This is a genomic window from Glaciihabitans sp. INWT7 (assembly GCF_014217685.1).
GTDB lineage: Bacteria > Actinomycetota > Actinomycetes > Actinomycetales > Microbacteriaceae > Lacisediminihabitans.
In genome coordinates this window covers 433,144-458,480 of record NZ_CP043653.1, presented here as the reverse complement: position 1 = coordinate 458,480, position 25,337 = coordinate 433,144, and the positions used below count along the sequence as shown (strand labels likewise).

General features: G+C 65.0%; 22 protein-coding genes and 1 tRNA gene. 6 read left to right on the top strand and 17 right to left on the bottom strand.

The features are described from left to right. The first annotated feature begins 100 nt into the window (after positions 1-100). Entirely contained in the window at positions 101-2,071 is a 1,971-nt protein-coding gene (gene acs, locus F1C58_RS02260; protein WP_185202411.1) for an acetate--CoA ligase, read from the top strand. Between the two features lie 85 nt (positions 2,072-2,156). Here acs and F1C58_RS02255 read toward each other — a convergent pair whose 3' ends face one another. Both F1C58_RS02255 and F1C58_RS02250 read right to left on the bottom strand, forming a co-directional pair. Further along, on the bottom strand, positions 2,157-2,618 hold the full coding sequence (locus tag F1C58_RS02255) for a RidA family protein (RefSeq protein WP_185202410.1): 462 nt from the start codon (positions 2,616-2,618) through the stop codon (positions 2,157-2,159). After that, entirely contained in the window at positions 2,618-2,779 is a 162-nt protein-coding gene (locus tag F1C58_RS02250; RefSeq protein ID WP_185202409.1) for a hypothetical protein, read from the bottom strand. The genes F1C58_RS02255 and F1C58_RS02250 overlap by 1 nt, the downstream gene beginning before the upstream one ends. A 50-nt stretch (positions 2,780-2,829) precedes the next feature. On the opposite strand from F1C58_RS02250, the gene F1C58_RS02245 reads away from it, so the two are divergent. The 3 genes from F1C58_RS02245 (at position 2,830) to F1C58_RS02235 (ending at position 6,516) form a co-directional block, all read left to right on the top strand. Beyond that, positions 2,830-5,445 carry a transglycosylase domain-containing protein gene (locus F1C58_RS02245; RefSeq protein ID WP_185202408.1) on the top strand — a complete coding sequence of 872 codons (2,616 nt, stop codon included), beginning with the start codon at positions 2,830-2,832 and terminating at the stop codon, positions 5,443-5,445. Continuing rightward, positions 5,442-6,404 (top strand): metallophosphoesterase, encoded by a 963-nt coding sequence (locus F1C58_RS02240; protein ID WP_185202407.1) that lies wholly within the window; start codon positions 5,442-5,444, stop codon positions 6,402-6,404. The genes F1C58_RS02245 and F1C58_RS02240 overlap by 4 nt, the downstream gene beginning before the upstream one ends. Before the next feature lie 38 nt (positions 6,405-6,442). Continuing rightward, positions 6,443-6,516: transfer RNA gene (locus tag F1C58_RS02235), tRNA-Pro, on the top strand. Positions 6,517-6,653: 137 nt separating this feature from the next. Here the strand turns inward: F1C58_RS02235 and F1C58_RS02230 are convergent. From F1C58_RS02230 to F1C58_RS02205, 6 genes are all read right to left on the bottom strand, one after another. Beyond that, positions 6,654-7,808, bottom strand: coding sequence for an aminotransferase class V-fold PLP-dependent enzyme (locus F1C58_RS02230; protein WP_185202406.1), 1,155 nt, complete (start codon positions 7,806-7,808; stop codon positions 6,654-6,656). 542 nt (positions 7,809-8,350) lie between these two features. Further along, positions 8,351-9,031, bottom strand: a complete 681-nt coding sequence (locus F1C58_RS02225; RefSeq protein WP_185202405.1) for a thymidine kinase — start codon at positions 9,029-9,031, stop codon at positions 8,351-8,353. Next, positions 9,031-9,705: a response regulator gene (locus F1C58_RS02220; protein ID WP_185202404.1), complete on the bottom strand. Its 675-nt coding sequence runs from the start codon at positions 9,703-9,705 to the stop codon at positions 9,031-9,033. The genes F1C58_RS02225 and F1C58_RS02220 overlap by 1 nt, the downstream gene beginning before the upstream one ends. After that, on the bottom strand, positions 9,692-10,882 hold the full coding sequence (locus tag F1C58_RS02215) for a hypothetical protein (protein WP_185202403.1): 1,191 nt from the start codon (positions 10,880-10,882) through the stop codon (positions 9,692-9,694). Before F1C58_RS02215 ends, F1C58_RS02220 begins: the two co-directional genes overlap by 14 nt. Further along, the gene (locus F1C58_RS02210; protein WP_185202402.1) at positions 10,879-12,057 is read right to left on the bottom strand and encodes a sensor histidine kinase; all 1,179 of its coding nucleotides are present in this window, start codon (positions 12,055-12,057) and stop codon (positions 10,879-10,881) included. The genes F1C58_RS02215 and F1C58_RS02210 overlap by 4 nt, the downstream gene beginning before the upstream one ends. Before the next feature lie 188 nt (positions 12,058-12,245). Continuing rightward, positions 12,246-13,364, bottom strand: a complete 1,119-nt coding sequence (locus F1C58_RS02205) for an Rv2578c family radical SAM protein (protein WP_185202401.1) — start codon at positions 13,362-13,364, stop codon at positions 12,246-12,248. Positions 13,365-13,444: 80 nt separating this feature from the next. Here F1C58_RS02205 and F1C58_RS02200 point away from each other — a divergent pair, with 80 nt between their 5' ends. Further along, positions 13,445-14,740 (top strand): hypothetical protein, encoded by a 1,296-nt coding sequence (locus tag F1C58_RS02200; RefSeq protein WP_185202400.1) that lies wholly within the window; start codon positions 13,445-13,447, stop codon positions 14,738-14,740. A 67-nt stretch (positions 14,741-14,807) separates the two neighbouring features. Beyond that, positions 14,808-15,952, top strand: a protein-coding gene (locus tag F1C58_RS02195; RefSeq protein ID WP_185200817.1) for an IS3 family transposase whose coding sequence is annotated in 2 segments (ribosomal slippage) — positions 14,808-15,087 and positions 15,087-15,952 — 1,146 coding nt in all. Because the reading frame shifts where the segments join, the coding sequence is not laid out codon by codon here. A gap of 133 nt (positions 15,953-16,085) precedes the next feature. On the opposite strand, the gene F1C58_RS02190 is transcribed toward F1C58_RS02195, so the two are convergent. From F1C58_RS02190 to F1C58_RS02150, 9 genes are all read right to left on the bottom strand, one after another. Then, entirely contained in the window at positions 16,086-16,904 is an 819-nt protein-coding gene (locus F1C58_RS02190) for a Fic family protein (protein WP_185202399.1), read from the bottom strand. 2 nt (positions 16,905-16,906) lie between these two features. Further along, the gene (locus F1C58_RS02185; RefSeq protein ID WP_185202398.1) at positions 16,907-17,113 is read right to left on the bottom strand and encodes an antitoxin VbhA family protein; all 207 of its coding nucleotides are present in this window, start codon (positions 17,111-17,113) and stop codon (positions 16,907-16,909) included. A 156-nt stretch (positions 17,114-17,269) separates the two neighbouring features. Further along, positions 17,270-18,700 carry a malate:quinone oxidoreductase gene (locus F1C58_RS02180; protein WP_185203945.1) on the bottom strand — a complete coding sequence of 477 codons (1,431 nt, stop codon included), beginning with the start codon at positions 18,698-18,700 and terminating at the stop codon, positions 17,270-17,272. A 163-nt stretch (positions 18,701-18,863) separates the two neighbouring features. Further along, complete coding sequence (locus F1C58_RS02175; protein ID WP_185202397.1) at positions 18,864-19,169, bottom strand: putative quinol monooxygenase; 306 nt, start codon at positions 19,167-19,169, stop codon at positions 18,864-18,866. Positions 19,170-19,247: 78 nt separating this feature from the next. Continuing rightward, positions 19,248-19,925: an SGNH/GDSL hydrolase family protein gene (locus F1C58_RS02170; protein ID WP_185202396.1), complete on the bottom strand. Its 678-nt coding sequence runs from the start codon at positions 19,923-19,925 to the stop codon at positions 19,248-19,250. Between the two features lie 49 nt (positions 19,926-19,974). Further along, on the bottom strand, positions 19,975-21,030 hold the full coding sequence (locus F1C58_RS02165; RefSeq protein ID WP_185202395.1) for an aspartate-semialdehyde dehydrogenase: 1,056 nt from the start codon (positions 21,028-21,030) through the stop codon (positions 19,975-19,977). Beyond that, on the bottom strand, positions 21,027-22,292 hold the full coding sequence (locus F1C58_RS02160) for an aspartate kinase (protein ID WP_185202394.1): 1,266 nt from the start codon (positions 22,290-22,292) through the stop codon (positions 21,027-21,029). The genes F1C58_RS02165 and F1C58_RS02160 overlap by 4 nt, the downstream gene beginning before the upstream one ends. A gap of 120 nt (positions 22,293-22,412) precedes the next feature. Next, entirely contained in the window at positions 22,413-23,012 is a 600-nt protein-coding gene (recR, locus tag F1C58_RS02155) for a recombination mediator RecR (RefSeq protein WP_185202393.1), read from the bottom strand. A gap of 2 nt (positions 23,013-23,014) precedes the next feature. Further along, positions 23,015-25,165, bottom strand: a complete 2,151-nt coding sequence (locus F1C58_RS02150) for a DNA polymerase III subunit gamma and tau (RefSeq protein ID WP_185202392.1) — start codon at positions 25,163-25,165, stop codon at positions 23,015-23,017. Positions 25,166-25,337: the final 172 nt, after the last annotated feature.

Genomic DNA, 25,337 nt, shown 5'->3' with positions numbered 1-25,337 from the left:
TCCCAGAATGGGCGCAACGGAGCGCAACCCGCTAGCGGCCTAGTATCGGATCACTACTCTGCTCGGGCATCGACGCCCGCCGCCTTCGCGAGGGATACCGATGTCCAACACTTCCATTGACAGCTTGCAGCACGAAGAGCGACGCTTCCCGCCGAGCCCGGAATTCCGAGCCGACGCGGTCGCAACGGCAGCCCTGTACGACGATGCCTTCGCCGACCGTCTCGCCTTCTGGGCCGCCCAGTCCCGCGAGTTGCTCCACTGGAACAAGGACTTCACCAAGGATCTCGACTGGTCGAACGCCCCCTTCGCCACCTGGTTCGAAGACGGTGAGTTGAACGTCGCGTTCAACTGCCTCGATCGGCATGTGCTGGCCGGCAACGGCGACCGGATCGCCCTCCACTGGGAGGGAGAACCCGGCGACAGCCGCGACCTCAGCTACGCCGAACTCACCGCGGAGGTCAAGCGCGCGGCAAACCTGCTCACCTCCCTCGGCATCGAGAAAGGCGACCGTGTCGCGGTCTACCTTCCGATGATCCCGGAGGCCGTGATCGCGATGCTCGCCGTGGCCCGCATCGGAGCGGTGCACTCGGTGATCTTCGGAGGCTTCAGTGCCGACAGCATCCGCTCGCGCGTCGATGACGCGAGTGCAAAGCTCGTGATCACCGCGGACGGCGGATGGCGCAAGGGCAAGGTCAGCGCCCTGAAACCCGCGGTGGATGCCGCCCTCGCCAAGGAGGGCGACCACACTGTCGAGAACGTGCTCGTGGTCAAGCGCGGTGAGAACGAGATCGACTGGTTCGAGGGTCGCGACCTCTGGTGGCACGAGGCGATGGCCGCGGCGGAGACCGAACACGAGGCCGAGGGTTTTCCCGCCGAGACGCCGCTGTTCATCCTCTACACCTCCGGCACGACGGGCAAGCCGAAGGGCATCCTGCACACGAGTGGCGGCTATCTCACGCAGGCGGCGTTCACCCACAAGAACGTGTTCGACCTCAACCCGGCGACCGATGTCTACTGGTGCACCGCCGACGTGGGATGGATCACCGGCCACAGCTACGTCGTCTACGGACCGCTCGCCAACGGTGCGACCCAGGTGCTCTACGAGGGCACCCCGGATGCGCCACACGGCGGGCGGTGGTGGGAGATCATCCAGAAATACGGGGTGACCATCTTCTACACGGCACCCACCGCCATCCGCTCGTTCATGAAGCTCGGACGGCAGGTTCCGGATGATTTCGACCTCAGCTCGCTGCGCGTGCTCGGCAGCGTGGGAGAGCCGATCAACCCGGAGGCCTGGGTCTGGTACCGCGATGTCATCGGTGGAGGCACGACTCCGATCGTCGACACCTGGTGGCAGACAGAGACCGGCGCGATCATGGTTTCCGCGCTGCCCGGCGTCACGATTCTGAAGCCGGGTTCGGCGCAGGTAGCGCTGCCGGGGATCTCGATCGATGTGCTCGACGAGGCGGGCCATCCGGTGCCGGCCGGAGGTGGCGGCCTTCTCGTCGTGACCGAGCCGTGGCCCTCGATGCTGCGCGGGATCTGGGGTGACCCGGATCGCTTCGTCGAGACCTACTGGTCGAAGTTCGCGGATGCACCGGGTGGCCCGCTGTATTTCGCCGGCGACGGAGCGCGTCTCGACGAAGACGGCGACATCTGGCTGCTCGGACGCGTCGACGACGTGATGAACGTCTCAGGCCACCGGCTCTCGACCGCGGAGATCGAGTCGGCACTCGTGTCGCATCCGATCGTCGCGGAGTCGGCGGTCGTCGGAGCCGCGGATGAGACGACCGGCCAGGCCGTCGTCGCCTTCGTGATCTTGCGCGGCGAACACGCCGAGGCCTACAGAGCGGACGACGCCAGTGCGCTGCTCCGCGGCCACGTCGCCGAGCAGATCGGAGCGATCGCCCGCCCGCGCGAGATCTTCATCGTCGCGGAACTGCCGAAGACACGCTCAGGCAAGATCATGCGACGGCTGCTGCAGGATGTCGCGGAGGGTCGGGACATCGGCGATACGACAACGCTCGCCGACACATCGGTCATGCAGATCATCAGCGACCGGATGAAGTGATCTCGATCCGGCCGCTGGGCGGCCGACTCGATCATCGAATCCCGCCGGCCGAGTAGCGCCGTCTACGGCGCGTATCGAGACCGGCTCAAGCGAACTCGACGATCAACTCCACCTCGACAGGCGAATCGAGTGGCAACACCGCTACGCCCACCGCGCTCCGGGCGTGCACCCCCCGGTCGCCGAAGATCTCTCCGAGCAGTTCTGATGCCCCGTTGATGACGCCCGGCTGGCCAGTGAACGCCGGGTCGGACGACACGAAACCGACGACCTTCACGACGCGGGTGACCCGGTCCAGCGATCCGATCGCGGATTCCACGGCAGCGAGTGCGTTCAGCACACAGGTTGCGGCGTAGGTCTTCGCGTCTTCGGCGGTGACGGTCGCACCGACCTTGCCAGTGGCGGGAAGCGCGCCCGCGGTGAAAGGCAGCTGGCCCGACGTGAACACGAGATTGCCGCTGACGACAGCGGGAATGTAGACCCCGGCGGGAGCGGCGATGGCGGGAAGCTCCAACCCCAGCTCGGTGAGACGGTCGTCGATCGCAGACATCAGTTCTCCTCGTTCTTGGCACGCTTCAGGTAGGCGACGAGGCCGCCTTCTGGCCCGGTGACCACCTGCACGAGTTCCCAGCCCTCCGAACCCCAGTTGTTCAGAATCGCGGCGGTATTGTGCACGATAAGCGGAGTGGTGACGTATTCCCACGTGGTCATCCCGGCATCCCTTCAGGTTCGACAGGGCGATCATCCCTTACCCTGATTCTATGTCTGCCCAAAAATTGAAGCCGTCCGGCGTGCTCGGAGGCCTGCTCGGCCTCCTCGGCTTCAGCGTTCTCGCCGGTGTTCTGGTCACCGCGATGGTCACCCCTGCCATCGCCGTCACCAGCATGACGGCCCAGGGCTCCATCGACATCTTCGAGAACCTTCCCGACTCGATCAAGATCAGCGCGCCATCGCAACAGAACCAGATCTTCGCCATGCGCGGAGGACAGCCGGAGAAGATCGCGACGATCTACAAGCAGAACCGGCAGGTAGTTGGATGGGATGCCGTCTCGCCGTTCCTCAAACAGGGCGCAGTAGACGGTGAAGACCGCCGCTTCTACGACCACGGCGGAGTGGACGTACCGTCGATCGCGCGCGCCGCGATCACGAACACCCAGGGCGGCCAACAGAGCGGAAGCTCTACCCTCGACATGCAGCTGGTGAAGAACATCCTCGTGCAGGAAGCGTTCACGACGAAGACCGGCAAGGAGCGCGACGCCGCGATCGCGGCAGCGAGCGGATACTCCATCGACCGCAAGCTCAAGGAGATGAAGCTCGCGATCGGCCTCGACAAGGCCTACACGAAGAAGGAGATCCTGCTCGGGTATCTCAACATCGTGGGAATGGGCTCGAACACCTATGGTGTGGAGTCCGCGGCTCAGCTCTATTACGGAGTGTCTGCGAAAGACGTGACGCTTCCGCAGGCTGCGAGCCTGATCGCGATCGTGCAGCAGCCCACCGCTCAGAATCTGCTCGACCCGAAGCGGTATCCGGCCAATAAGTTGCGCCGCGACCAGATCCTCAACGCCATGCTCGCGGAGAAGGACATCGCCCAGAAGCAGCATGACGACGCGATCGCCACCCCGATCGAGTCGTACGTCAAGCTCACCCCCCAGTTCAATGGATGCCGCAACGCCATCGAGGCCAACGCGAAGTGGCCCTGCGACTACGTCTCGAAGGTAATCACCGCCGACGCCAAGAAGTTCCCCGGGGCGGCTCCGGTGCTCGAGTCACTCGGAGCCACAGCCGCCGAACGCCAGGCGAACTGGGACATGGGCGGCTACAAGATCTATACGTCCATCGACCTCGACCTGCAGGACGCCGCTTCCGCGAGCATCGCGCAGCAGGCTCCCCCGACCGAAGCGCGCTTCCCGCTCGGCGCAGCGGCCGACACTGTGGAGGGTGGCACCGGTCGCATCCTGGTGATGACTCAGAACAAGCTCTTCGACGACGCGCCGGGCGCAGATCCGCAGACCACCACTGCGGTGAACTTCAGCACCGATTTCCCCTACGGCGGGTCACGGGGCTTCCCCACCGGTTCCACCTACAAGGTGTTCGATCTCGCCAACTGGCTCCAGACCGGACACGGCCTCAACGACCTCGTCGACGGTCACAGCCCGCAGACCTACAAGTTCTCCAGCTTCAACTGCGGAGGCGTTCCGCTGGACAACGGAGGTACCTTCCTCCTCAAGAACGACAGCGGCAGCGGCAGCTACATGACCGTCAAGTCCGCCCTGATCGGATCGGTCAACAACTCGTTCATGCAAATGGCCCAGCGGCAGGACCTCTGCTCGATCCGGGACACCGCCGCGAGTCTCGGTGCGCATCGCGCCGACGGAACCCCGCTGAACACCAACCCGAACACCATCCTCGGCTCCAACGAGCAGGCGCCGCTGACCATCGCCGCCGCAGCCGCCGCCGTCGGGGCGAACGGAAACCACTGCGAGCCGATCATCATCGACAGTGTGGTGAATGCCGCGGGCAAGACACTGCCGGGGCAGGCCAAGACCTGCAACCAGGGCATCTCCGCCGACGTCGCTGCTGGCACGCTCAACGCGATGGCCGGAAGCATGCAGAGCGGAACGAGCTCCCCCGGTAACCCTCGCGACGGGCTGGCGATCGGTGGAAAGACCGGTACGAGCGACACGGCGGACCACGTGTGGATCATGGGAACGACGACCAAGATCGGCACCGCGGTCTGGACCGGCAACATCTCGGGACACACCAGCCTTCGAAGGAACACCAACCCGATCACGCGCCAGAACTACGCCTCCTACGCGCGCTTCAACATCTTCAAGGCCATCATGAAGCCGGCGGACGCCAAGTACGGCGGAGAGAAGTCGTTCCCCGCGGCGTCCGCTGCGATGCTCGGTGGCTCGTCGGCGATCGTGCCGAGCCTCACCGGCCAGACCTCGGACCAGGCCCAGAGGCTGCTCACCAGCCTCAAGTTCCAGTACACGGATGGCGGCCCGGAGGCCTCAGGCCTGCCAGCCGGTCGCATCACCCGCACGGATCCCGCCGCGGGCTCGAAGGTGCCCTCCGGTGCGAACATCACAGTCTTCACCAGCGATGGCAGCCTCTCCACCACGATGCCGAACGTGACCGGGCTCACCCGCCAGGTAGCGGATGCGGCGATCGCGAGCGCGGGATTCGATCCGAGCAAGATCAGCTACCAGTGGGCGAAGGGCAATCCGTTGCCCGGCCAGACTGACAGCGTCTGTATCGTGCAGGCCTCGAACCCCTCGTCGGGATCGGCGGCCACCAAGACCGATCCGGTCACCCTCACCGTGTATGGCAAGCCCGATGGAAGTGACCCGGGCGGGGTCTGCCCCAAGTGAGCAGGGCATCCGAACGGGCGGCCTCGGCTGCCCTAGCGGTCGCCGCGGTCGGGCTCGGTAGCCTCGCGTGGGGCACGCTGGTCGAGCGCAACCGGTTCACCCTGCGCACGCACACCCTACCGGTGCTGCAGCCGGGGGCGCGTCCCCTCACCGTTTTGCACCTGGCAGACCTCCACATGGCCCCGTGGCAGCGCGAGAAGCAGGAGTGGATCCGCGGCCTCGCCGTGTACGAGCCCGACCTGGTGGTCGATACCGGCGACAACCTCGGTCACGAACGAGGGATCGAGGGCGTGGAATATGCCCTCGAACCCTTCCGCGGCATCCCGGGCGTATTCGTGCACGGCTCCAACGACTATTTCGGGCCGGTAGCCAAGAACCCGTTCACCTATTTCACCGCACCCTCGAAGACGGATCACACGCAAGCCCGTCTGGACAACGGCAGGCTCACCTCCTATCTCGAGGGACTCGGCTGGCTCGACCTCAACAACACAGCCCGGGCGATGAGCATCAAGGGTTCGCGACTCGAATTCCTCGGGGTGAACGACGCCCACGTCGGGTGGGACAAGCTCGCGAAGCTGCCGGGCGCGATGGACGAGATGCGCGAAAACGTGGGCTGGGCGGATGAATCGGGCGGACCGAATCCCGTGACCATCGGGCTCACCCACTCGCCATACCAGCGCGTACTGAACTCCCTCGTCAACTACGGTTCGGAGCTCATCTTCGCCGGCCACACCCACGGCGGGCAGGTCTGCGTGCCCGGCTATGGCGCCCTGGTGACCAACTGCGACATCCCCCGGGACCAGGTGAAGGGCCTCAGCCTCTGGACGCACGCACGCCGCACCGCGTATCTCAACGTGTCGGCCGGGCTCGGAACATCCATCTACGCGCCGGTTCGCTTCGCCTGCCGACCCGAGGCGACGCTGTTGACACTCACGGCCCGAGATATCAGCTATTCTTGACAAGGTCCGTTTTGCGGATCGGCTCGATACTTGGGCATCGGGGTGTGGCGCAGTTTGGTAGCGCGCTTCGTTCGGGACGAAGAGGTCGCAGGTTCAAATCCTGTTACCCCGACAAAATGCAATTCTAGAATTCGTTAGGAATCCTTTAGGAATTCGATCGATAAAGGACCGGGATGGTTTGAAGGCCATCCCGGTCCTTCATTGTTTCACTTGGCGCGCCGCGCTTGCCTGCCGCAATTGGCTTTAACATCAATTCGATCCGCCTCGAAGTACATCACACGCAACCTCGAAGTCTTCGGCTGCGGAATAGAAGTGGGGTGCGAATCGAAGCCCATTCCGCAATGAGCAGCGCACCCCGGCCGCCAAGAGGCGGCGATGCAATATCGCGTCGCCCTGACCGCTGGTGGCGATCAGAATGCCGGACCAATGTGCTCGGTCGCTGTCACGGGTGATAGTCAATCCAACGCCCGAGAGCGCGACAGCCAATTCAGCTGTGCGGTCCAAAACCACTTCTTCGACCTTGGCTCGTCCGATCTCCGCGACAAGGTCAGCTGCTGCGGAAAGTCCAGCAATATTGGCCACTACCTCGGTGCCGGATTCGAAGCGTCGGGCGTCACTCGCGAAGACCGGTTCGTGCGTGAAGGCGTAGGGATCCGCGACGCTCAACCAGCCGACCACGGAGGGCTGTATGCGATGCATCGCGCGTTCAGAGAAATGTGCGAAACCCACTCCGAGCGGACCGAGCATCCACTTGTGAGCGCTGACGGCGAGAACGTCGACCCCGTCCCTGTCCGCGTGAACCCAGAGCGCGCCAACGGCCTGGGTTCCATCGACGACCAGCAGCGCGTCGCGCTTCCTGCACAGCGCAGCGATTTGCGCCAAATCGTAGCGGTAGCCCGAGGAGTACTGCACTGCACTGATCGCGACAACCCGTGTCCTGTCATCGATCATCCGATCGAGCTCGACGAGGTCGCCGTGGCCTTCGACCATGGGCACTTCCCGGATGTGGACACCCTTGCTGCGAAGCTGTAACCACGGATAGAAGTTGGACGGAAATTCCCCCGAAGGCACGACCACGTTGTCGCCGTCTCGCCACGTGAGGCCGTTCACCACCAGCGCAAGGGCGGTGGCGGTGTTCTGGGTGAAGGCCAGGCGCTCCGCGGACCCGCCAATCATTTCGGCAAGACTCCGACGCGCCCCCTCGATCATCTCGCCCCACGCCGCTGTGGCAACGATCCCGTTGTCGGCGTGCGATTGTGCGATTTCCCCCATCGCGTGCACGCTCCAACGTGACATGATGCCCACCGCAGCGGGATCCAAGTAGGTCAGATTTCGCGTGGCGGGAAAAAGAGCCCGAACTGACTCGAGGTCCAGCCCTCCATCCACGTCCTGTGCAGTCACCATCGAACTACTCTCGCAGGTTCTCAGGCCGGGGGTCGCGCGTTCGGAAGAGGGTCCGTGGCCCGGGAATGCACACGGGGTCACTGAGGGAACACTCTTCGAAAGAGTCTCGGAACGCCGCGGTACTCGTCTCCATCCGTGACAGCGGCCGGGCGATCGCGACTCTCACAGACTTCCCAATAGCGGAAGTTAGATAGCGGGTTCTTGGCCTTGCCCGGAATATCCACTCCCTGCTTCGGAGGGGCCAGGCGTTCCGGCGCAATCTTGAGTCACGACAGCCCCACACAATTGCCGGAATAGCACAACAGTGTGCGACCCTGTCGGGGTCTTTGGGCCTCTCTTTCCGTCAACCTGGTTCGAAATGCAGGACGGGGTGTGACGGATGTTATGGGTGAGGCCCATGCGCCACACCTGTCGCTTGGACTCCTGCATTTCGAGCACGGAGGCAGTCGAGCGCGCAGGCACGCAGGCAGTCGAGCGCGCAGGCACGCAGGCAGTCGAGCGCGCAGGCGCGCCAGCATGCCGCCTGCGCGAGAGGCCAGCGCCTACTCGAAGTCGGCGTCCGGGGCGGAGCCGTAGGCCGTATCAGGCTGGTCGACGAGCACACGCCGTCGACCGCTGCCGAGCAGGCCGTGGCTCTCGTCGAGGTAACAGGCTCCGCAGAGCGACTCGTAGGTCACCTCGAGCGCCCCGTCTATCGCCACCTGGTCCCCGTCGAAGATGAACCGGCCGTCGATCTTGCGCGCATTGAACATCGCCTTGCGACCACACCGGCAGATCGTCTTGAGCTCCTCGAGCGAGTGCGCGACCTCGAGCAAGCGCCGGCTCCCCGGAAACGCGACGGTCTGGAAGTCGGTGCGGATGCCGTACGCCATCACCGGCACCGCCTCCACGATCGCGATGCGCAACAGGTCATCCACCTGCGTCTCGCTCAGAAACTGCGCCTCGTCGACGAGGAGACAACTCACGTTCACCCCGGTCTGCGCGAGCACCCGGGCGCGCTCGCGCTCGAACAGGGAGTACACGTCGTCGTCCGGTGCGATCACGAAGTCCACTGGACGCGTCACGCCGAGGCGGGAGACGATGTCTCCCTCCCCGCGCGTATCGACCGACGGCTTCGCCAACAGCACCTGCTGCCCGCGCTCCTCGTAGTTGTAGGCGGCCTGGAGCATCGCGGTGCTCTTGCCACTGTTCATCGCGCCATAGCGAAAATAGAGCTTTGCCACTACTGGAGGTATCCGTCCTCGGCTGCGCGGCGGATGAGATCCGCCTTCTTGCTCGCCGGTCTGTTTGCTTTGGCGTATTTCTCCCGCACCCGACGCAGGTAGGTCTTGGCGGTCTCGTACTGAACGTTCATCTGACTGGCGACCTCGGTGGTGCTGAAGCCGACAACATAGAGCTTAAATGCCTCCTCCTCGCCATGGCTCAACTTGGGACGGGACTGGTGCATCGCACCGACAGGCAGCGGACGCCAGTCCTTCTGCAGGTTCTCCCCGGTCTCCACGCCCATCACCTCCCGCGCGCTGTCCATGACCTCGCGCATCGGGATGGCCTTGGAAAGGAAGGCGGATGCCCCGGCATCCAGCGCCCGCTCGCGGGCCTCTCGCGTGTCGAGGCTCGAGAGCACGATCACCTTCGCCCCGGCTGCGCGGCAGGTGCGCACTCGCGCCTCGATGGAGACCGACTCTTTGAGCTGGAAGTCGATGAAGACCAGTTCCGTCGGGAAGTTCTCGCTGTGCACGAGCTGAAGCCAGGTGCCCGCGCTCAACACGAGGTCGAAGTCGGGAGCATTGGCACTGATCCAGCTCGACAGGCTGTCGAGGAGAACCTCGTGGTCGTCGAGGATCGCAAGCCGCACTCGGCGCCCGGTGCGACCGGTGACCGGGCTAATCGCGGTCATAGGAGAACCTCAGGGTGAGTTCGGGGTGCACGAAATCGACCTCCAATTGAGTGAAAACAGCACGCAATACCGCCAGGAATGGGGCGAAGGTAGAGCGCAGGACAGAGTCGCCGAGGGGCAGGTGGGCGGTGATGACGCCGTGACCGCGCCCACCGTAGTCAGAGAGCACGATTCGCAAGTGGTCACGGGTGAACCCGGGGATGTTGGTGAGGGCCACGAGCAGAGCGCGAATCGCGGTGCGCTGGCCGATGCTCATCGCCCCGGCGACCCGACTCGGATCTTCCACCACCACTCCCGCGGCTCCGCGCCGACTCGTGCGCTCCACCCCGGTGAGCTCCATGAGCGACTCCAGCCAGGAGCGGTCGACCTCTTCGACCATCACACTGCGAATCGAGTCGGCGATCGAGCGCGCGCGCTCCCTATCCGCATCGGTGATCGTGTCGCTGGCAAGCACCTCGGTGATCGTGTCGCTGGCAAGCACCTCGGTGAAGAACGGCAGCACGTCTCGATTCAGAATGGTGACACGGTCCTGTTGCACCGATCGGGCGATCCCGTCCCGGAACTCCCGAACCAGACTCACGGATGCCGCCTGCGCCCGTTGCTGCCAGCGCTCGATGGAGGCGACGACCCCCTTGGAGAACATCGCCGCCGAGAGGCTGAGCGCGAGCATCGGCGTGACGGCCAGCACGATGAAGGCCAGCGGCGGACCGGGGGTGACAAGCGACGGAACCTCGAAGTAGGTGATGATCCCGATGGAGATCGCCGAGATCAGACCGCCGCCCGCGATCTCCCGCGCGGGCCGATACGGGCCGAGCGCCACCAGCAGGATCCCCAGCGTGGCCGGGCCCCAGTCGTCGCGGATGTATGCGTTCGATCCGGCTTGGCCGATCGCCTCGCAGACGATGGCCGCCATTGCCGTCGAGTGCACTGCGGCGTGGCTGGCCGCGGTGAGGGGGGCACGGTTGGGGCTCGAGCACGCGATGAGGATCGCACCGGCGATGGCGAGGAAGGCGAGGGCCAGGACGGCGAACAGCGGGTGGGAGATTTCGGCCCGACCCCCGATCGTCATGACGACCGCGTAGAGGAACGCTCCGACGGCGAGGAAGATCGCGACCGGACCGACCCCGGTGGTACCGGCCGGGTCGAGCTGCTGTCGGGTACGTTCGACGGTGGTCACGAGGCATCCACCTCGGACGATCTTTCGGAGGATCGCGCCGGCACGCGGATCATGATCGACGTGCCCCGTCCGGGAGTCGACCAGATCTGCACCGCCCCTCCCACCTCTTCGATGCGCTGGCGCACCGAGTGCCTGATGCCGAGCCGGTCGGGTGCGGTCTCCGCCTCGGTGAAGCCTCGACCGGCGTCGATGACCATCACCGAGACATCCGACTCCGAACCGAAGACCGCTACCTCCGCCCGGGTGAGACCCGAGTGCCGAAGCACGTTGACGAGGCACTGTTTCACCGCAAGCCCGAGGGAGACGGAGGTCTCCGCATCGAGCTCGGAGATCGCGTCGAAGTCTCCGGTGGACTCGATGTCGAGCCCGAGAAGTCGCGACTCGGCGATCGCGCCGAAGAGCGGGGTCTGCTCCCATCGGTGCCGGAGCGCCGGGTCGACAACGGGCTCCGGCTCGGTCAGCCACTCCTCCCCCACCAGGATCTCGAGATCCCGCTGCACGAGGTTGCGCAGGTGCGGATCGAGGCTGTCCCCGACCGAGCCCGCGATTGCGGCAAGGTGGCTCAGCACGGTGTCATGGAGCAGCGAGGCGGCCTTGACCTCGATGCGATGGCGCATGGCCGCAAGCTGCTCATCTCGGGCCGCCCGATGGAGCATCGGCTGGGTCCGGCGCGAGCTGCGGCGGCTGAGGCTGCCGACGATGAAGATGATCGCGGTGACCGCATAGGCAAGGAAGGTCGTGAGGAAGAACTCCCAACGCTGGCCCGCCACAACCATCGCGGCGCCCGCGGAGAGCTCTGCGGCGAGATAGCCCGCGGTGCACCACGCCAGCCGCGGCACGATATGGGGCGCGGAGCCGCCCACCATCACGAGCGCGATCTTGGGGAGGGCGAGCGACAGCGCATCGCTTTCGAGGATCGGGGGACTCTGGGAGTAGAAGGTGAGAACGAACCAGTAGGTGCACGCGGCACCCACCACGAGGTAGGCGACCGAATAGAGGGTATCGCGGGTGCGCGCACTCAGATAGAGCAGCACCAGCATCGGGACGATCGCCACCATCGCGGGCCACAGCACCGCCGAGGGGCGGGAGAACTGGAAGGCCGCGACGCTCACGAGGGCGGCGAACAGGCAGGTATAGGCGACCGCATTGAGCGAGCGGCCAAACGATCGGCTCACCGTGCGCGTTGCTAGATGGGACGGCAATCCGAGGGACATGCAATTCCCTCCGTCGGCCGCCAGTGGTTCAGTATCTCATCGCCTCCCCCGCACTTGTACCCCGTTGCGCGGATGATTCTTGCAAATACCGGCTCGATGTGACGAAAATGTCCCCTTCTGTCGCCGGGAACCGGAAATAGTCCTCAGGTTCAGAAGAGCATCGGTTGCTCGGCGGGCGACCCTGCCGGCCAGTCGGCGCCCTGCGCGTCGATCATCGGGACGGCGCCCGCCGCCCGCCCCAGCGCGGTCGTGCGCAGGGCCATCGTGCGCAGAGCGGCACTCGACCGGATGGCACCGGTAGTCGGGTCCACCCGACCTCGCTCCAGCCCGTGGGCTCGAATGAGCGGGGAGATCACATCGGTGAGTCGTCGTCGATACTGCTCGGCCGCGTAAGCGCCGGATCCGTAGAGCTCCCGATAGCGCGGGACGAGATCGGGGTGAGCCCGGCCGAGCCAGGCGAGGTACCACTCCCGGGCGCCCGGGCGCAGGTGGAGCGCGGTGAACATCACCGAACTCGCACCGGCGCCCGCGATACGCCCGAGTGCCTCATCCAGCTGCTGCCGGGAATCAGTGAGGAAGGGCAGGATGGGCATCATGAACACCGAGCAGTCCAGGCCGAGTTGCCGGGCGGCGGTCACCGTCGCGAGTCGCGCTTCCGTACTCGGCGTGCCCGGCTCGACGGATTGCTGAAGGTCGTCGTCGAAGATGGCGATCGACAGCGCGAGATCGACGGGCACCCGCTCATTCGCCTCCGCCAGGAGGGCGAGGTCTCGACGAAGGAGCGTGCCCTTGGTGAGGATGCTGAACGGCGTGCCCGACCGGACGAGGGCCGAGATGATGCCGGGCATCAGGCGATAGCTCCCTTCTGCACGCTGGTATGGATCCGTGTTGGTGCCGAGGGCGACCGGATGCCGCAGCCAGGCCGGCTTGGCCAGCTCCTTCGCCAGCACCTCGGCGACGTTCACCTTGACGATGATCTCGCTGTCGAAATCCTTACCGGAGTCGAGATCGAGATACTCGTGCGTGCGGCGGGCGAAGCAGTAGGTGCAGGCGTGGCTGCATCCGCGGTAGGGGTTGATCGTCCACCCGAAGGGCAATGCCTTCGTCTCCCCGGGAACCCGATTGAGGGCGCTCTTGGAGAGCACCTCGTGAAAGGTGATGCCGGCGAATTCCGGAGTCTGCACACTGCGCACCAGGTTGGAGAGTCTCACCAGTCCGGGCAAGGCGGTGGGGGCTTCCACCGCCAGTTCTTGACCACTCCATCGCATCGCACCATTCGAACATATGTCAGCCTTACGATTCCAGTGAGATAGCCATAGGGTGATCCCATGAGTAGGCCGGACTCAATGTGAGCGTCGACGTCATGCCCTGCTCGCGTGGGCATACAGGTACTCGTATCGTCCGCGATGGCATTCAGCGCATGGGCGGCCGGGAGAAGCAGCGTTGGCGCTGCATCTCTCCAGAGGGAGTACACCACCGTTTCCTCGGTCCGTTGAGCAGGACACGCACGGTCGACGGCACCTGCGAGGAGTGCGAGAACCACCTCCACGCGCATCAGGGCCCGCAGGCGCCGGCTGAGTTCGAGTACCTGGTGAAAGAGATCGCCAGCGCGCTCGTCGACCTTGGCCGCGGATCCACCTACACGGATGCCGCCAAACGAGTTCGCGCGCAGGCCAATTACGGCAAGACCGCGAAGTACCGCGAGGTGATCAATGGCCAGACGGTCGCAGAGTGGATGGCCGACTTCGTGCCCGTCGTCTCTCAGCGGTGGAGGCCGACCGAGTGGCCTGCTGTTCTGGTCCTGGACTCGATCTCCTTCCGGTGGACCGACCACTCAACCACGCCAAAGAGCAATCTCATGCTCTACTCGATCCTCGCCGCGTACGGGTACGACAAGGACGGCAAGAACGGGCGGCTCTGGAAGCTGGAAGCCACACCGTCCGGCGACGCCGCGAGCTGGGCGGAGTTTCTCGGATCCTTACCCGGCAAGCCCGAGTCGATCGTCTGCGACCAGGACAAAGCCATCAGCGGCGGCATCGAGAAGCACTGGGGCCAGTGGGCCGCGGTGAACCTCGTCCATCACTGTGAATACCACCTCAGCGCCCGGGGCACCAGCCGGATGAACAGCGACAAACTGGACCGCGAGGATCCCGCGCGCCAGCTCTTTCATGGCGCGCTGAGATCGCGTGAACGCTGGGATGCTTTCGAGACCGAGGTGCGGGGCCGGCCGGAACTGCTGAACTCCAACAATTGGCTGGACCTGAACGCAATCAAGCTGAGGGTGCAAACCTTCACTCGTGAAAACATCCCACCCGTGTACTCCAACAGCGCGGTCGAGCAACCACTCCGCGATTTTCGCAGCGCCCTGGAAAGTCGTGTCTACTCGTTCCGCAACCGGGGCAGGCTCAACAACCTCCTGGAACTGATGCGCCTGTCGTATCAGAAGGTCGACCGAGTCGGAGGCTACTCAACGGACATCCGCGGCTACCTCGAAGCACATAACGGTAGACCCAAGCGGAGCTACCGGGAGGCCTACGACCCGCAGTTCGATAGGGCCGGAACCCAGCAGTTCAATAGCCTCTGGGGTGTCTCGGCGCAGATCGCCATCCGCGAAGCGCAGATACGAAAGAAGGGTTCTACATGACGGGACTGCCCCCGGTTTGGTTGACTCTTGACCTGTGGAGATTCGTCTCCGCTGGAAGGATGTCACCATGCCCAAGCCCTACCCGCCCGAGTTCCGCCGCGATGTTGTCGCGGTCGCTCGCAAGCACGAAGCCCCGCTGAACCAGATCGCGAAGGACTTCGGAATTTCGGAGTCGTGTCTGGCGTACTGGCTGAAGAAAGCCGACGTCGAAGAGGGGGTGAAGCCTGGCGTGACGGAGAAGGAGTCGGCTGAGCTGCGGGAGGCGCGGAAACGGATCCGGCTGCTGGAGCAGGAAGCCGAGGTAATGCGCCGCGCCGTCGCCTACCTCTCCCGGGATGTCAACCCAAAATGATGTACCCGCTGGTCCGCGAACTGGCCGTCGACGGAGTCCCCGTCACGGTGACCTGCCGGGTATTGCGCTTCTCCAAACAAGCCTTCTATCAGTGGCTCCGAAACCCCGTCTCGCAACGTGATTGGGACGACGCTCACCTGACCAACGCGGCGTGGGACGCCCACCGGGACGACCCCGCGTTCGGCTACCGGTTCATCAGCGACGAACTCAACCAGGCTGGCCTGAAGGCGGGCGAGAACCGGGTTTGGCGGCTCTGCTCCCAGCAGCGGCTCTGGTCCGTGTTCGCGAAGAAACGCGGCCTGAGGGGCAAAGCCGGCCCGCCCGTGCATGACGACCATGTCCAGCGGAACTTCACCGCGACACGCCCTAACCAGCTGTGGTTGACGGACATCACCGAGCATCGCACCGACGAAGGCAAAATCTACCTCTGCGCGATCAAGGACGTGTGGTCGAACAAGATCGTCGGCTACTCCATCGACTCCCGAATGAAAGCATCCCTGGCGGTCGCTGCGGCCCGCAACGCAATCGGGCAACGCGACATCGCCGGCACGATTCTGCACTCCGACCGCGGCTCTCAATTCCGCTCCAACGCCTTCGTGCGGGTGTTGAAGAACAACGCCATCACCGGGTCGATGGGCCGCGTCGGCGCATGCGGCGACAACGCCGCGATGGAGTCCTTCTTCGCCCTCCTGCAAAAGAACGTCCTCGACCGGCAACGATGGGCCACGAGGGAAGAGCTACGCCTCGCGATCGTGGTCTGGATCGAGCGAACCTACCATCGCAAGCGTCGGCAACGCCGCCTCGGCAAACTCACCCCGATCGAGTTTGAGACAATAAACATGGCCCTCAACGCCGCGTGAAACCACTAACCCACCGAGTCAACTGAACTCGGGGCAGTCCCGACCGAGCGAGGAAGAGTTCCGTCCGTTCCGCTCGTGAGGCAACACATCGGCTTCGGTGAAGTACGCGCTGTGCAGCTCTGCCTCTAAAACTTCAAAGACTGGTTGACGACTCGCCACGGCGTCGGTCGGTGAATCGTCCGCGGTTTTTGGGGATCCCTCGGTCACCCAAGCGCGGCTGGCTTCCGGGCCTAGGTGGCTCGTCGGGGAGTTGAAGCGCCCGGGTACCGTCGTCCCGGGGCAGGGGCTGGACCGCTTCTGATAGCACGGTCTTCATCCAGCTGCTGTTGTGCTTGAGGGCGAAAAACCTCGCCTTATTGAACTCTTCCCGCAGCTCCGCACCCGTAGCAAATTTGGTCATGTCGAGCTCGTAGCCTGCATCCGCCGCCAACAATTTGAAAAACACGAACTGGCTACGGGTGTTGCCCTCGCGGAATGCGTGCACGAAGTTGACCTCGGACCATGCCTCAGCCAAGTCAGTCAAGAATGGATCAAATTCAAGACCCACCAGATTCTGGTGGTCGGTGATCAATCGATAGGCGCGATCCGCTGTGGATTCGAGGGCCACATCAGATTCGTATGTGTGGCCCGTGTCGGTGTCGCCGGGGTCGACTCCTGGCCCAGCCGAAACGTCGGGACCACCCTTGACCATCAGACTCGGGAATGGCGGGCCGACGCGGCTTTCACCCGCCCACTCGTAAACGTCCTGGAAGATCCAACGGTGCACCGACTTCATGAAGTCGAAATCGTAGGTCTCCGTCGATAGAGACACGAGCGCTTCGTCAATCCGGACGACGGTGACGACGCTCTCGAACGCTTCGAGCTCTGAACCGTCCCGGATGTTGCGGATGTTTCGGAGCACCTTAGTCCCCGGATAGACGTAGTCGTCCCAGGACGTGAACTTGCGAGCCACTGCTAGTCGCGGACCGCTGTGATGCGCGCGTATGCCAGGTCAGCGACTTCCTCTGGCGTGATATCGCCGCGAATAGACCTACGTACAAGGTCACGTCCTGCGTCGTCGAGGTAATGGCCAGCAACGGCGCTAATACCTTCGGCTGTCTGGAGACGGTGCTCCACCTCGGCCTCGGTGAGTTGCGTGTGCGCTGCGGTCGCTTTCGTCATGGTCATCAGATTCTACCTCCGCAACCTCTATGCGCGGCAGGTGGCACGGGGAGGTCGCCGCCGCGATTGTCGTGCTCCATCAAGCTCAGAAATCAGTCTCTATCTCACTGGAATCGTAAGGCCGACATATGTTCGAATATCTGTCAACGGCAGGTACTACTGGGCGATCTCGAGCACCTTCTCAGTCGATCCGAGGGTCTTCTTCGCGAGCTTCGGATCATCCGAAAGCAGCGTGCCATAGGTCGGCACCATCTCCCGGAGCTTCGGCGTCCACGCCTCGATTCGATCCGGGAAGCAACGCTTGAGCACGTCAAGCATGATCGGGACTGCCGTGGACGCGCCCGGCGATGCCCCGAGAAGACCGGCGATGGATCCGTCGGCAGAGCTGATCACCTCGGTGCCGAACTGCAGCACGCCACCCTTCTGCTTGTCCTTCTTGATCACCTGCACGCGCTGCCCGGCGGTGATGCTGTACCAGTCCTTCGGATCGGCAGTGGGCATGAACTCCTGCAGTTCCTTGAACTTCGCGGACTTCGAGGCGGCGAGCTGGGCGACCAGATAGCGCACGAGTCCGAGATTCGATGCACCGGCCGCGAGCATGGGAATGAGGTTATGCGGACGGATCGTGGCGAAGAGGTCGAACCACGAGCCGTTCTTGAGGAACTTGGTGTTGAACCCCGCGTAGGGCCCGAACATGAGACTCGCCTCTCCGTCGACGACCCGGGTGTCGAGGTGCGGCATCGACATCGGCGGCGCGCCGAGAGCCGGCTTGCCGTAGACCTTCGCCTGGTGGCGTGCCACCACCTCGGGATTGTCGGTGCGGAGGAACTCCCCGCTCACCGGGAAACCGCCGAAGCCACGGATCTCGGGGATCCCGGACTTCTGGAGCAACTTGAGCGCTCCACCTCCCGCACCAACGAAGACGAATCGGGCGCGCACATCCTGGGGCGTGCCCCCGACCTCGTGAACGACGTGCAGACGCCACAGGCCGTCCTTCTGGCGCGTGATGTTCTTGATGCTGTGCTCGGTGAGCAGCGCGGCGCCGTTGGACGTGAGGTAGTCCATCAGTCCGTTGGTGAGAGCGCCGAAGTCGACGTCGGTGCCCGCGTCAATGCGGGTGGCGGCGATGGGCTGGTCCTTGCGGCGCCCCGGGATCATGGCGGGAGCCCACGAACGGATCACGGCCGGGTCGTCGCTGAACTCCATGCCCGCGAACAGCGGATGCCCGGCGAGCGCCTCCTGCCGACGACGCAAATAGTCGACGTTCTCGGCACCCCAGACGAAGCTCATGTGCGGCACGGGGTTGATGAAGGCCTGCGGATCGGGAAGCAGGTCCTTGCCGACGAGGTAGGACCAGAACTGGCGCGACACCTGAAACTGCTCGTTCACCTTTACGGCGCTGGCGATCTCGATGGTGCCGTCCGCCTTCTCGGGCGTGTAGTTGAGCTCACACAGGGCGGAGTGACCGGTGCCCGCGTTGTTCCACGGGTTGGAGCTCTCGAGAGCGACATCGCCGAGTCTCTCGAAGATCTGGATGCTCCAGTCGGGCTGGAGCTGCTTGATGAAGGCGCCGAGGGTGGCGCTCATGATGCCGCCGCCAATCAGCGCGACGTCGACTGGTCTGCCTGGTAGAGTCACGCATCCAGTTTACGGCGGCGAATCTGCCCGCTCTCCCTGAGCGGCCGCGCGGGGGTGTTAAAGCCGTGGATTCTTAAAATCGCCCTCGTGAGGTCGACGCTCCAGCTGCGCCTCAGTCGCCCTTGACGGCGTCGCCGAAACCGAGCGCTTCGATGGTGCGGATCTCCGGTGCGGCGGCGAGGAGCGAGCCGGCTCGAGCGAGCAGCGCCGTCACGGCCGGCGCGGCAAGGTGGGCCTCGAGTGCCTCAGGGCTCGCCCAGCGCTCGATGGTCACTATGACCGAGCCATCCGAGTAGAGCGCGTACTGTTCGCACCCCGGTTCCTGTTGCACGAGCGGGGTCGCCTCTTCGAAGGCGGCGGTCAGCTCGGGCAATTTGCCGTCCTGCGGGGTGATGGTGGCGATGACGACGATAGACATGCTGTTCTCCTTCGAATGATGGCTAGTGCCATCTTCCCCCACGACCCGGGGAGAATCGTGCTCCGCTCTGGCGCCGGGTCAGAGGCCGAGCCGGCGCAACTCCGACTCCATGCGCTGTGCCATCTGTGCGTAACCGGTGTCGTTGGGGTGCAGGCCGTCGCTGGCCATCCATTCCGGGTGGTGCTCGATCCAGTGCGAGGCCCCCGGGATGTAGTCCGCGTGGATGGCCGCTGCCGCGTCCTCCACCCAACCCGAGATCACCGCGAGTGACGCCGGCCGGGCATCCGTATACCAGAACGGCTCCACGACGATGAATCGCGCCTGGGGCAGCGCGGCCTCGAGGCGCTGGAAATCCGTGGTGATCTGGGCCTTGATGCGATCGGCGGCGATGTCGTAGGTGAAGTTGTCGTTGAGCCCCATGGTGATGAAGACGATCTCGGGCTTCGACGCGATCACCTCGCCGGGCTCGTCGATCGCGCTCGAGCGGTTGTTGACGAAGCCGAGCCCATTCACGCTCGGGTTGAACTCCTTCCAGTTGCGCGCCTTCGAGATCACCGTCGACCAGCGCTTGCCGGGGTCGCTCGCGCCCGTACCGAGAGTGTACGAATCGCCGTAGAACGACACTCGAGTGCCCGTTCCGGTGGACTCCGGCCGGTCGGCTCCGCGCTGCCCGGAGCCGATCGAGATCGCAACGAATGCCGCAATGACCAGGACCGCAGCGCACGACGCTGCGATCAGGAGGGTGATCCGACTCATACCGGTGGTTCGGCGCGGTCCCGTCCGCGGCTTGGTACCGCCGTCGGGGTTACTGCGAGACGGGAAGCTGGGCTGCGACGAGTTCCGCGATCTGCACGGCGTTGAGAGCCGCACCCTTGCGCAGGTTGTCGTTGCTGATGAACAGCGCGAGGCCACGGTTGTGCGGCACTCCCTCATCTTGGCGGATGCGGCCGACGTACGAGGGATCGGTGCCGGCTGCGGCGAGCGGGGTCGGGATGTCGCTGAGCTCGACGCCCGGGGCATCCGCCAGCAGCTGTTTCGCGCGCTCCACCGTGAGGGGGTTCGCGAACTCCGCGTTGATCGAGAGCGAGTGGCCGGTGAAGACCGGCACGCGCACACAGGTGCCGCTGACCAGCAGATCCGGCAGCTCGAGGATCTTGCGGCTCTCGTTGCGCAGCTTCTTCTCCTCGTCGGTCTCGAAGAGACCGTCGTCCACCAGGTTTCCGGCGAAGGGGATCACGTCGAAGGCGATCGTCTTCGGGAAGGTGGCGGCTGAGGGAAAGTCGATGGACGAGCCGTCGTGCACGAGACTGCGCGGATCCTGTTCGATCGCCGCCTTCGCCTGCTCGTAGAGTTCTTCTCCGCCGACCAGACCGGCTCCGGACACCGCTTGGTAGGTGCTCACGATCAGTCTCTGGAGGCCCGCCTCGGCATCCAGCACCTTGAGGATGGGCATGGCCGCCATGGTCGTGCAGTTCGGGTTGGCGATGATGCCCTTGCGCGCCTCGGAGATCGCGTGAGGGTTGACCTCGCTCACGACGAGCGGCACGTCGGGATCCATCCGGAATCCGGACGAGTTGTCGATGACCGTCACACCGGCTGCGGCGAAGCGGGGGGCCTGCGCCTTAGACGTCGTGGCTCCCGCGGAGAAGATAGCGATGTCGATGCCGGAGGGATCGGCGGTCGACGCGTCTTCCACGACGATGTCCTCGCCCTTCCAGGGCAGGGTGCTGCCGGCGGAACGCGCCGACGCGAAGAATCGGATGCCCGCCACGGGGAAGTCCCGCTCCTCCAGGAGCCGACGCACCACCGCGCCGACCTGACCGGTGGCTCCGACTACCGCGATGTTCACTCCGACAGTCATCGTCCCGTACCCCCGTGAACCTTCGCGACCTCGTCGGCGTCGAGGCCGAAGGCGTTGTGCACGACCCGCACGGCCTCGTTGATGGTGTCGGCACGCGTGACGACGCTGATGCGGATCTCGCTGGTGGAGATCATCTCGATGTTGATTCCGGCGTCGAACAGGGCGGTGAACAGCTTGGCGGAGACACCGGCGTTGGTGCGCATGCCGGCTCCGACGAGAGCGAGCTTGCCGATCTGGTCGTCGTACTGGAGGGAGTGGAACCCGGTCTCGCCCCTGCTGTCTTCAAGCGCCTTGAGAACACGGGCTCCGTCGGACTTGGGAAGGGTGAAGGAGATGTCGGCGAGCCCGGTCGCGGCGGTGGAGACGTTCTGCACGATCATGTCGATGTTGGCCTCGGTGGCGGCGACGATCGTGAAGATCTGGGCGGCTTTTCCGGGCACATCCGGCACGCCGACTACCGTGATCTTCGCTTCGCTCAGGTCGGCTGCCACCCCGGAGATGATGGGCTCTTCCACGTTTTCGCCTTCTTTCGGATTGACCACGAGCGTGCCCTCGTTGTTGTTGAACGATGACCGCACATGAAGCGTAACCCCGTGCCGTCTGGCATATTCCACTGCGCGAATATAGAGGACCTTCGCCCCGGCAGCCGCGAGTTCGAGCATCTCCTCGCTGGTGATGCGATCGATCTTGCGCGCGGCCGGCACGACTCGGGGGTCCGCGGTGAAGATACCGTCGACATCCGTGTAGATCTCGCACACGTCCGCATCGAGAGCGGCAGCGAGAGCCACTGCGGTCGTGTCGGATCCTCCACGACCCAAAGTGGTGATGTCCCCGGTCCCGCGGTTGAAGCCCTGGAATCCGGCGACGATGGCGATGGCCCCGGCATCGAGAGCGGCGCGCACGCGGGTGGGGGCGACATCCACGATCCGGGCGCTGCCGTGTTTGGCATCGGTGCTGAGCCCGGCCTGGCTTCCTGTGTAGGAGCGCGCCTCCTGACCCATGCTCTTGATCGCCATGGCGAGAAGAGCCATCGAGATGCGCTCCCCCGCCGTGAGAAGCATGTCGAGTTCGCGTCCGGTGGCGAGTGGCGTGACCTCGTTGGCCAGGTCGAGGAGTTCATCGGTGGTGTCTCCCATGGCCGAGACCACGACGACCACCTCGTTGCCCGCCTTGCGGGTCTCGACGATGCGCTTCGCCACTCGCTTGACGCTCTCCGCATCGGCGAGCGACGAGCCGCCGTACTTCTGCACGATCAAGCTCACTGGTACTCCTGGGGATCGGGATGCCGACTGCTGGCCGACTCCCCATCCTAAATGCTGGGCGTGGGCGCGGCTGCTCTGTGACGCGGAGACCCTGTTCTGTTGCGCTCGGCGGCGCGGAGGCTAGTTCTCGACGAGCCTTCGGCCTTCGAACGCGCGCCCGAGGGTGACCTCGTCGGCGTATTCGAGGTCGCCGCCCACGGGGAGTCCGGAGGCGAGCCGCGTGACGCGAAGATCGAGATGCATCAGCATGCGAGAGAGATAGGTCGCCGTCGCCTCCCCCTCCAGATTGGGATCGGTGGCGATGATCACCTCGGTGACCACGCCGTCGGCGAGGCGCTGCATCAACTGGCGGATGCGCAGGTCGTCCGGTCCGATGCCGTCGATGGGACTGATGGCGCCGCCGAGCACGTGATAGAGCCCCTTGAACTCGCGGGTGCGCTCGATCGCAACGACATCCTTCGCCTCTTCGACCACACAGATCGTGGCGGGAGAACGACGCGGATCGCGACAGATGTTGCAGAGCTCCTGCTCCGTGACGTTGCCACAGATGTCGCAGAAGCGCACCTTCTCCTTCACCGTCATCAGCACCTCCGCGAGGTGGGTGACGTCGAAGGTCTCGGTCTGCAAAATGTGGAAAGCGATGCGCTGTGCCGATTTCGGCCCGATACCGGGCAGGCGCCCGAGTTCGTCGATCAGTTCCTGGACGATTCCGTCGTACACGCCTACTGCTCTCTCGGGGCGACCCGGGGGGCCACGGTCTGTTCTTCGATGAAGCTCGCACCGAGGATCTCCCGCACCACGGATTCCCCATAACGCTGCTTGCCGTCGGCCATTGCGACCGGTGCGGGGCGTTTCGGAGCCGCGGGCTCGGCCGGCTCGGGCGGCGCGATCACGGGCTCGGGCATCCGCTTCTTCTCGGGCACGGGTTTGGGCTTGGTCTCCGGCTCCGAGTCGGTGATGACCGCAGTCTCCCAGGTGGCACCGGAGGGAGCCGGTGGTTCGATGTCGGGCTCGGTCTGCTCGGGGGGCTCCTGCGAGGTGGTCGGGCCATCGGCGACGGGGGGTCGCGCTGCATGGGGCGCGGGCGGCGCCTCCGCGCGAGCCGGCTCCGTGCGGGGGGTCTCCGCGCGGGCGGTCAGCAACGGACGGAACCCTAGCACGTCGTAGACAGCCTGCTTGAGGTAGTCCGAGATTCCCTCGCCGGGGGTGGTGCGCTGCTTGAGAGCGTCGACATCGGTCTGGCTGGCGAAGGACAGATCGAGGATGTTGCCGTCACGCAGCGCGAGCGGAGTAGCGGTGTAGACGACCATCCAGGCGGTCCGCTTGGCTTTTTCCACGCGCTCGAGGATCTCGGGCCAGCTGTCCTTCACCTGCTGGAAGGTGACGACGCTCGGGACGATCGGGGGTTCCATGACCGGCTCGGCAGTCTGTGCGGCGGCGCCGAAGCCGTAGACAGGGCCGACCGGAGGCGCAGAGGCCTCGATGCGCTCGCTGGCGGACGGTTCCGCGGGTTGAGCAGGGCGCTCAGCGCCCGTATCCAGACCGGCGGAGGGCACCGCGGGTCTAGTAGAACGCTCGGCGCCTGCATCGAGCCCCGTCGGCTGAACGGCGGGGGTCTCGATACGCTCGCTAGCGCTCGCTACTGGACCGGCGGGCGGTGCGGCGGTCTCGATACGCTCGCTGGCGATCGCTGCTCGACCGTCTGGACTGTCCATACCGATGCGTCGTTCCAGGCGCTCGACCCTCGCGAGGGCTCCGCGGTTGGTCTCGTCGCTCGCTGGCACGAGCACGCGCGCGATCATGAGCTCGAGGTGAAGACGGGGGGAGGTCGCACCGGTCATCTCGGTGAGAGCCGAGTTCGCGACATCCGCGGCCCGAGAGAGCTCGGCTGTTCCGAACCTCGAGGCCTGCTGCGCCATGCGGTCGAGCTCGTCGGGCTGCACTCCGCGCAGGACGGCCGCTGCCCCCTCGCCGGTGGCGCTCACGATGATGAGGTCGCGCAGTCGTTCGAGGAGGTCTTCGACGAACCGACGCGGGTCTTGGCCGGTCTGGATCACGCGGTCGATCGCGGCGAAGGCGGCCGAGGCATCCCGGGCTCCGAGAGCATCGACGACCTCACCGAGCAGAGCGCCATGGGTGTAGCCGAGCAGCGCCACAGCGCGCTCGTACTGCACGGATGAACCCTCGGAACCGGCGATGAGCTGATCGAGAAGCGAAAGCGTGTCGCGCACCGAACCGCCACCCGCCCGAACGACGAGTGGCAGCACGCCGGCTTCGACGTCCACCTTCTCGCTCGCGCAGAGCGACTGCACATACTCGAGCATCTGCGCGGGAGGAACGAGACGGAACGGGTAGTGGTGGGTTCGCGACCGGATGGTGCCGATCACCTTCTCGGGCTCCGTCGTCGCGAAGATGAACTTGACGTGCTCCGGCGGCTCTTCGACGATCTTCAGCAGCGCGTTGAAGCCCTGGGGCGTCACCATGTGCGCTTCGTCGAGGATGAAGATCTTGTAGCGATCCCGGGCCGGCGCGAACACTGCGCGCTCCCGCAGGTCGCGTGCGTCGTCGACACCGTTGTGGCTTGCGGCATCGATCTCCACGACATCCATCGACCCGCCGCCGTCGCGGCTCAGCTCGATGCAGCTCGGGCAGACGCCGCACGGAGTATCGGTGGGGCCCTCGACGCAGTTGAGGCACCGGGCAAGGATGCGGGCGGATGTCGTCTTGCCGCAGCCGCGCGGTCCGCTGAATAGATAGGCGTGGTTGACCCGGTCGTTTCGCAGCGCCGTGCGCAGCGGATCGGTCACCTGCGACTGCCCGATCAGCTCGGCGAAAGTCTCTGGCCGATAACGGCGATACAGGGCGGTGACCACCAGCCAAGACTACCGGCAGCCACCGACCCGGCCCCCGGTGTTCGCCATCGGCCGCTGGCCGCTCCGAGGTCGCCGCCCACCCCATCCGCCTGCTGACTGCTCCGGCTCCCCCGCACAACTCCTGCGGACTGCTCCGGCTCCCCCGCACAACTCCTGCAGCCTGCTCCGGCTC

Bases quoted from the DNA above. Each gene is read 5' to 3' on its own strand.
- F1C58_RS02170 (WP_185202396.1), bottom strand. From the start codon at position 19,925: ATGAGTCGGATCACCCTCCTGATCGCAGCGTCGTGCGCTGCGGTCCTG.
- acs (WP_185202411.1), top strand. From the start codon at position 101: ATGTCCAACACTTCCATTGACAGCTTGCAGCACGAAGAGCGACGCTTC.
- F1C58_RS02165 (WP_185202395.1), bottom strand. From the start codon at position 21,030: ATGACTGTCGGAGTGAACATCGCGGTAGTCGGAGCCACCGGTCAGGTC.
- F1C58_RS02175 (WP_185202397.1), bottom strand. From the start codon at position 19,169: ATGTCTATCGTCGTCATCGCCACCATCACCCCGCAGGACGGCAAATTG.
- F1C58_RS02180 (WP_185203945.1), bottom strand. From the start codon at position 18,700: ATGAGCGCCACCCTCGGCGCCTTCATCAAGCAGCTCCAGCCCGACTGG.
- F1C58_RS02220 (WP_185202404.1), bottom strand. From the start codon at position 9,705: ATGACCGCGATTAGCCCGGTCACCGGTCGCACCGGGCGCCGAGTGCGG.
- F1C58_RS02250 (WP_185202409.1), bottom strand. From the start codon at position 2,779: ATGACCACGTGGGAATACGTCACCACTCCGCTTATCGTGCACAATACC.
- F1C58_RS02185 (WP_185202398.1), bottom strand. From the start codon at position 17,113: ATGACGAAAGCGACCGCAGCGCACACGCAACTCACCGAGGCCGAGGTG.
- F1C58_RS02245 (WP_185202408.1), top strand. From the start codon at position 2,830: ATGTCTGCCCAAAAATTGAAGCCGTCCGGCGTGCTCGGAGGCCTGCTC.
- F1C58_RS02205 (WP_185202401.1), bottom strand. From the start codon at position 13,364: ATGCGATGGAGTGGTCAAGAACTGGCGGTGGAAGCCCCCACCGCCTTG.
- F1C58_RS02230 (WP_185202406.1), bottom strand. From the start codon at position 7,808: ATGGTGACTGCACAGGACGTGGATGGAGGGCTGGACCTCGAGTCAGTT.
- F1C58_RS02255 (WP_185202410.1), bottom strand. From the start codon at position 2,618: ATGTCTGCGATCGACGACCGTCTCACCGAGCTGGGGTTGGAGCTTCCC.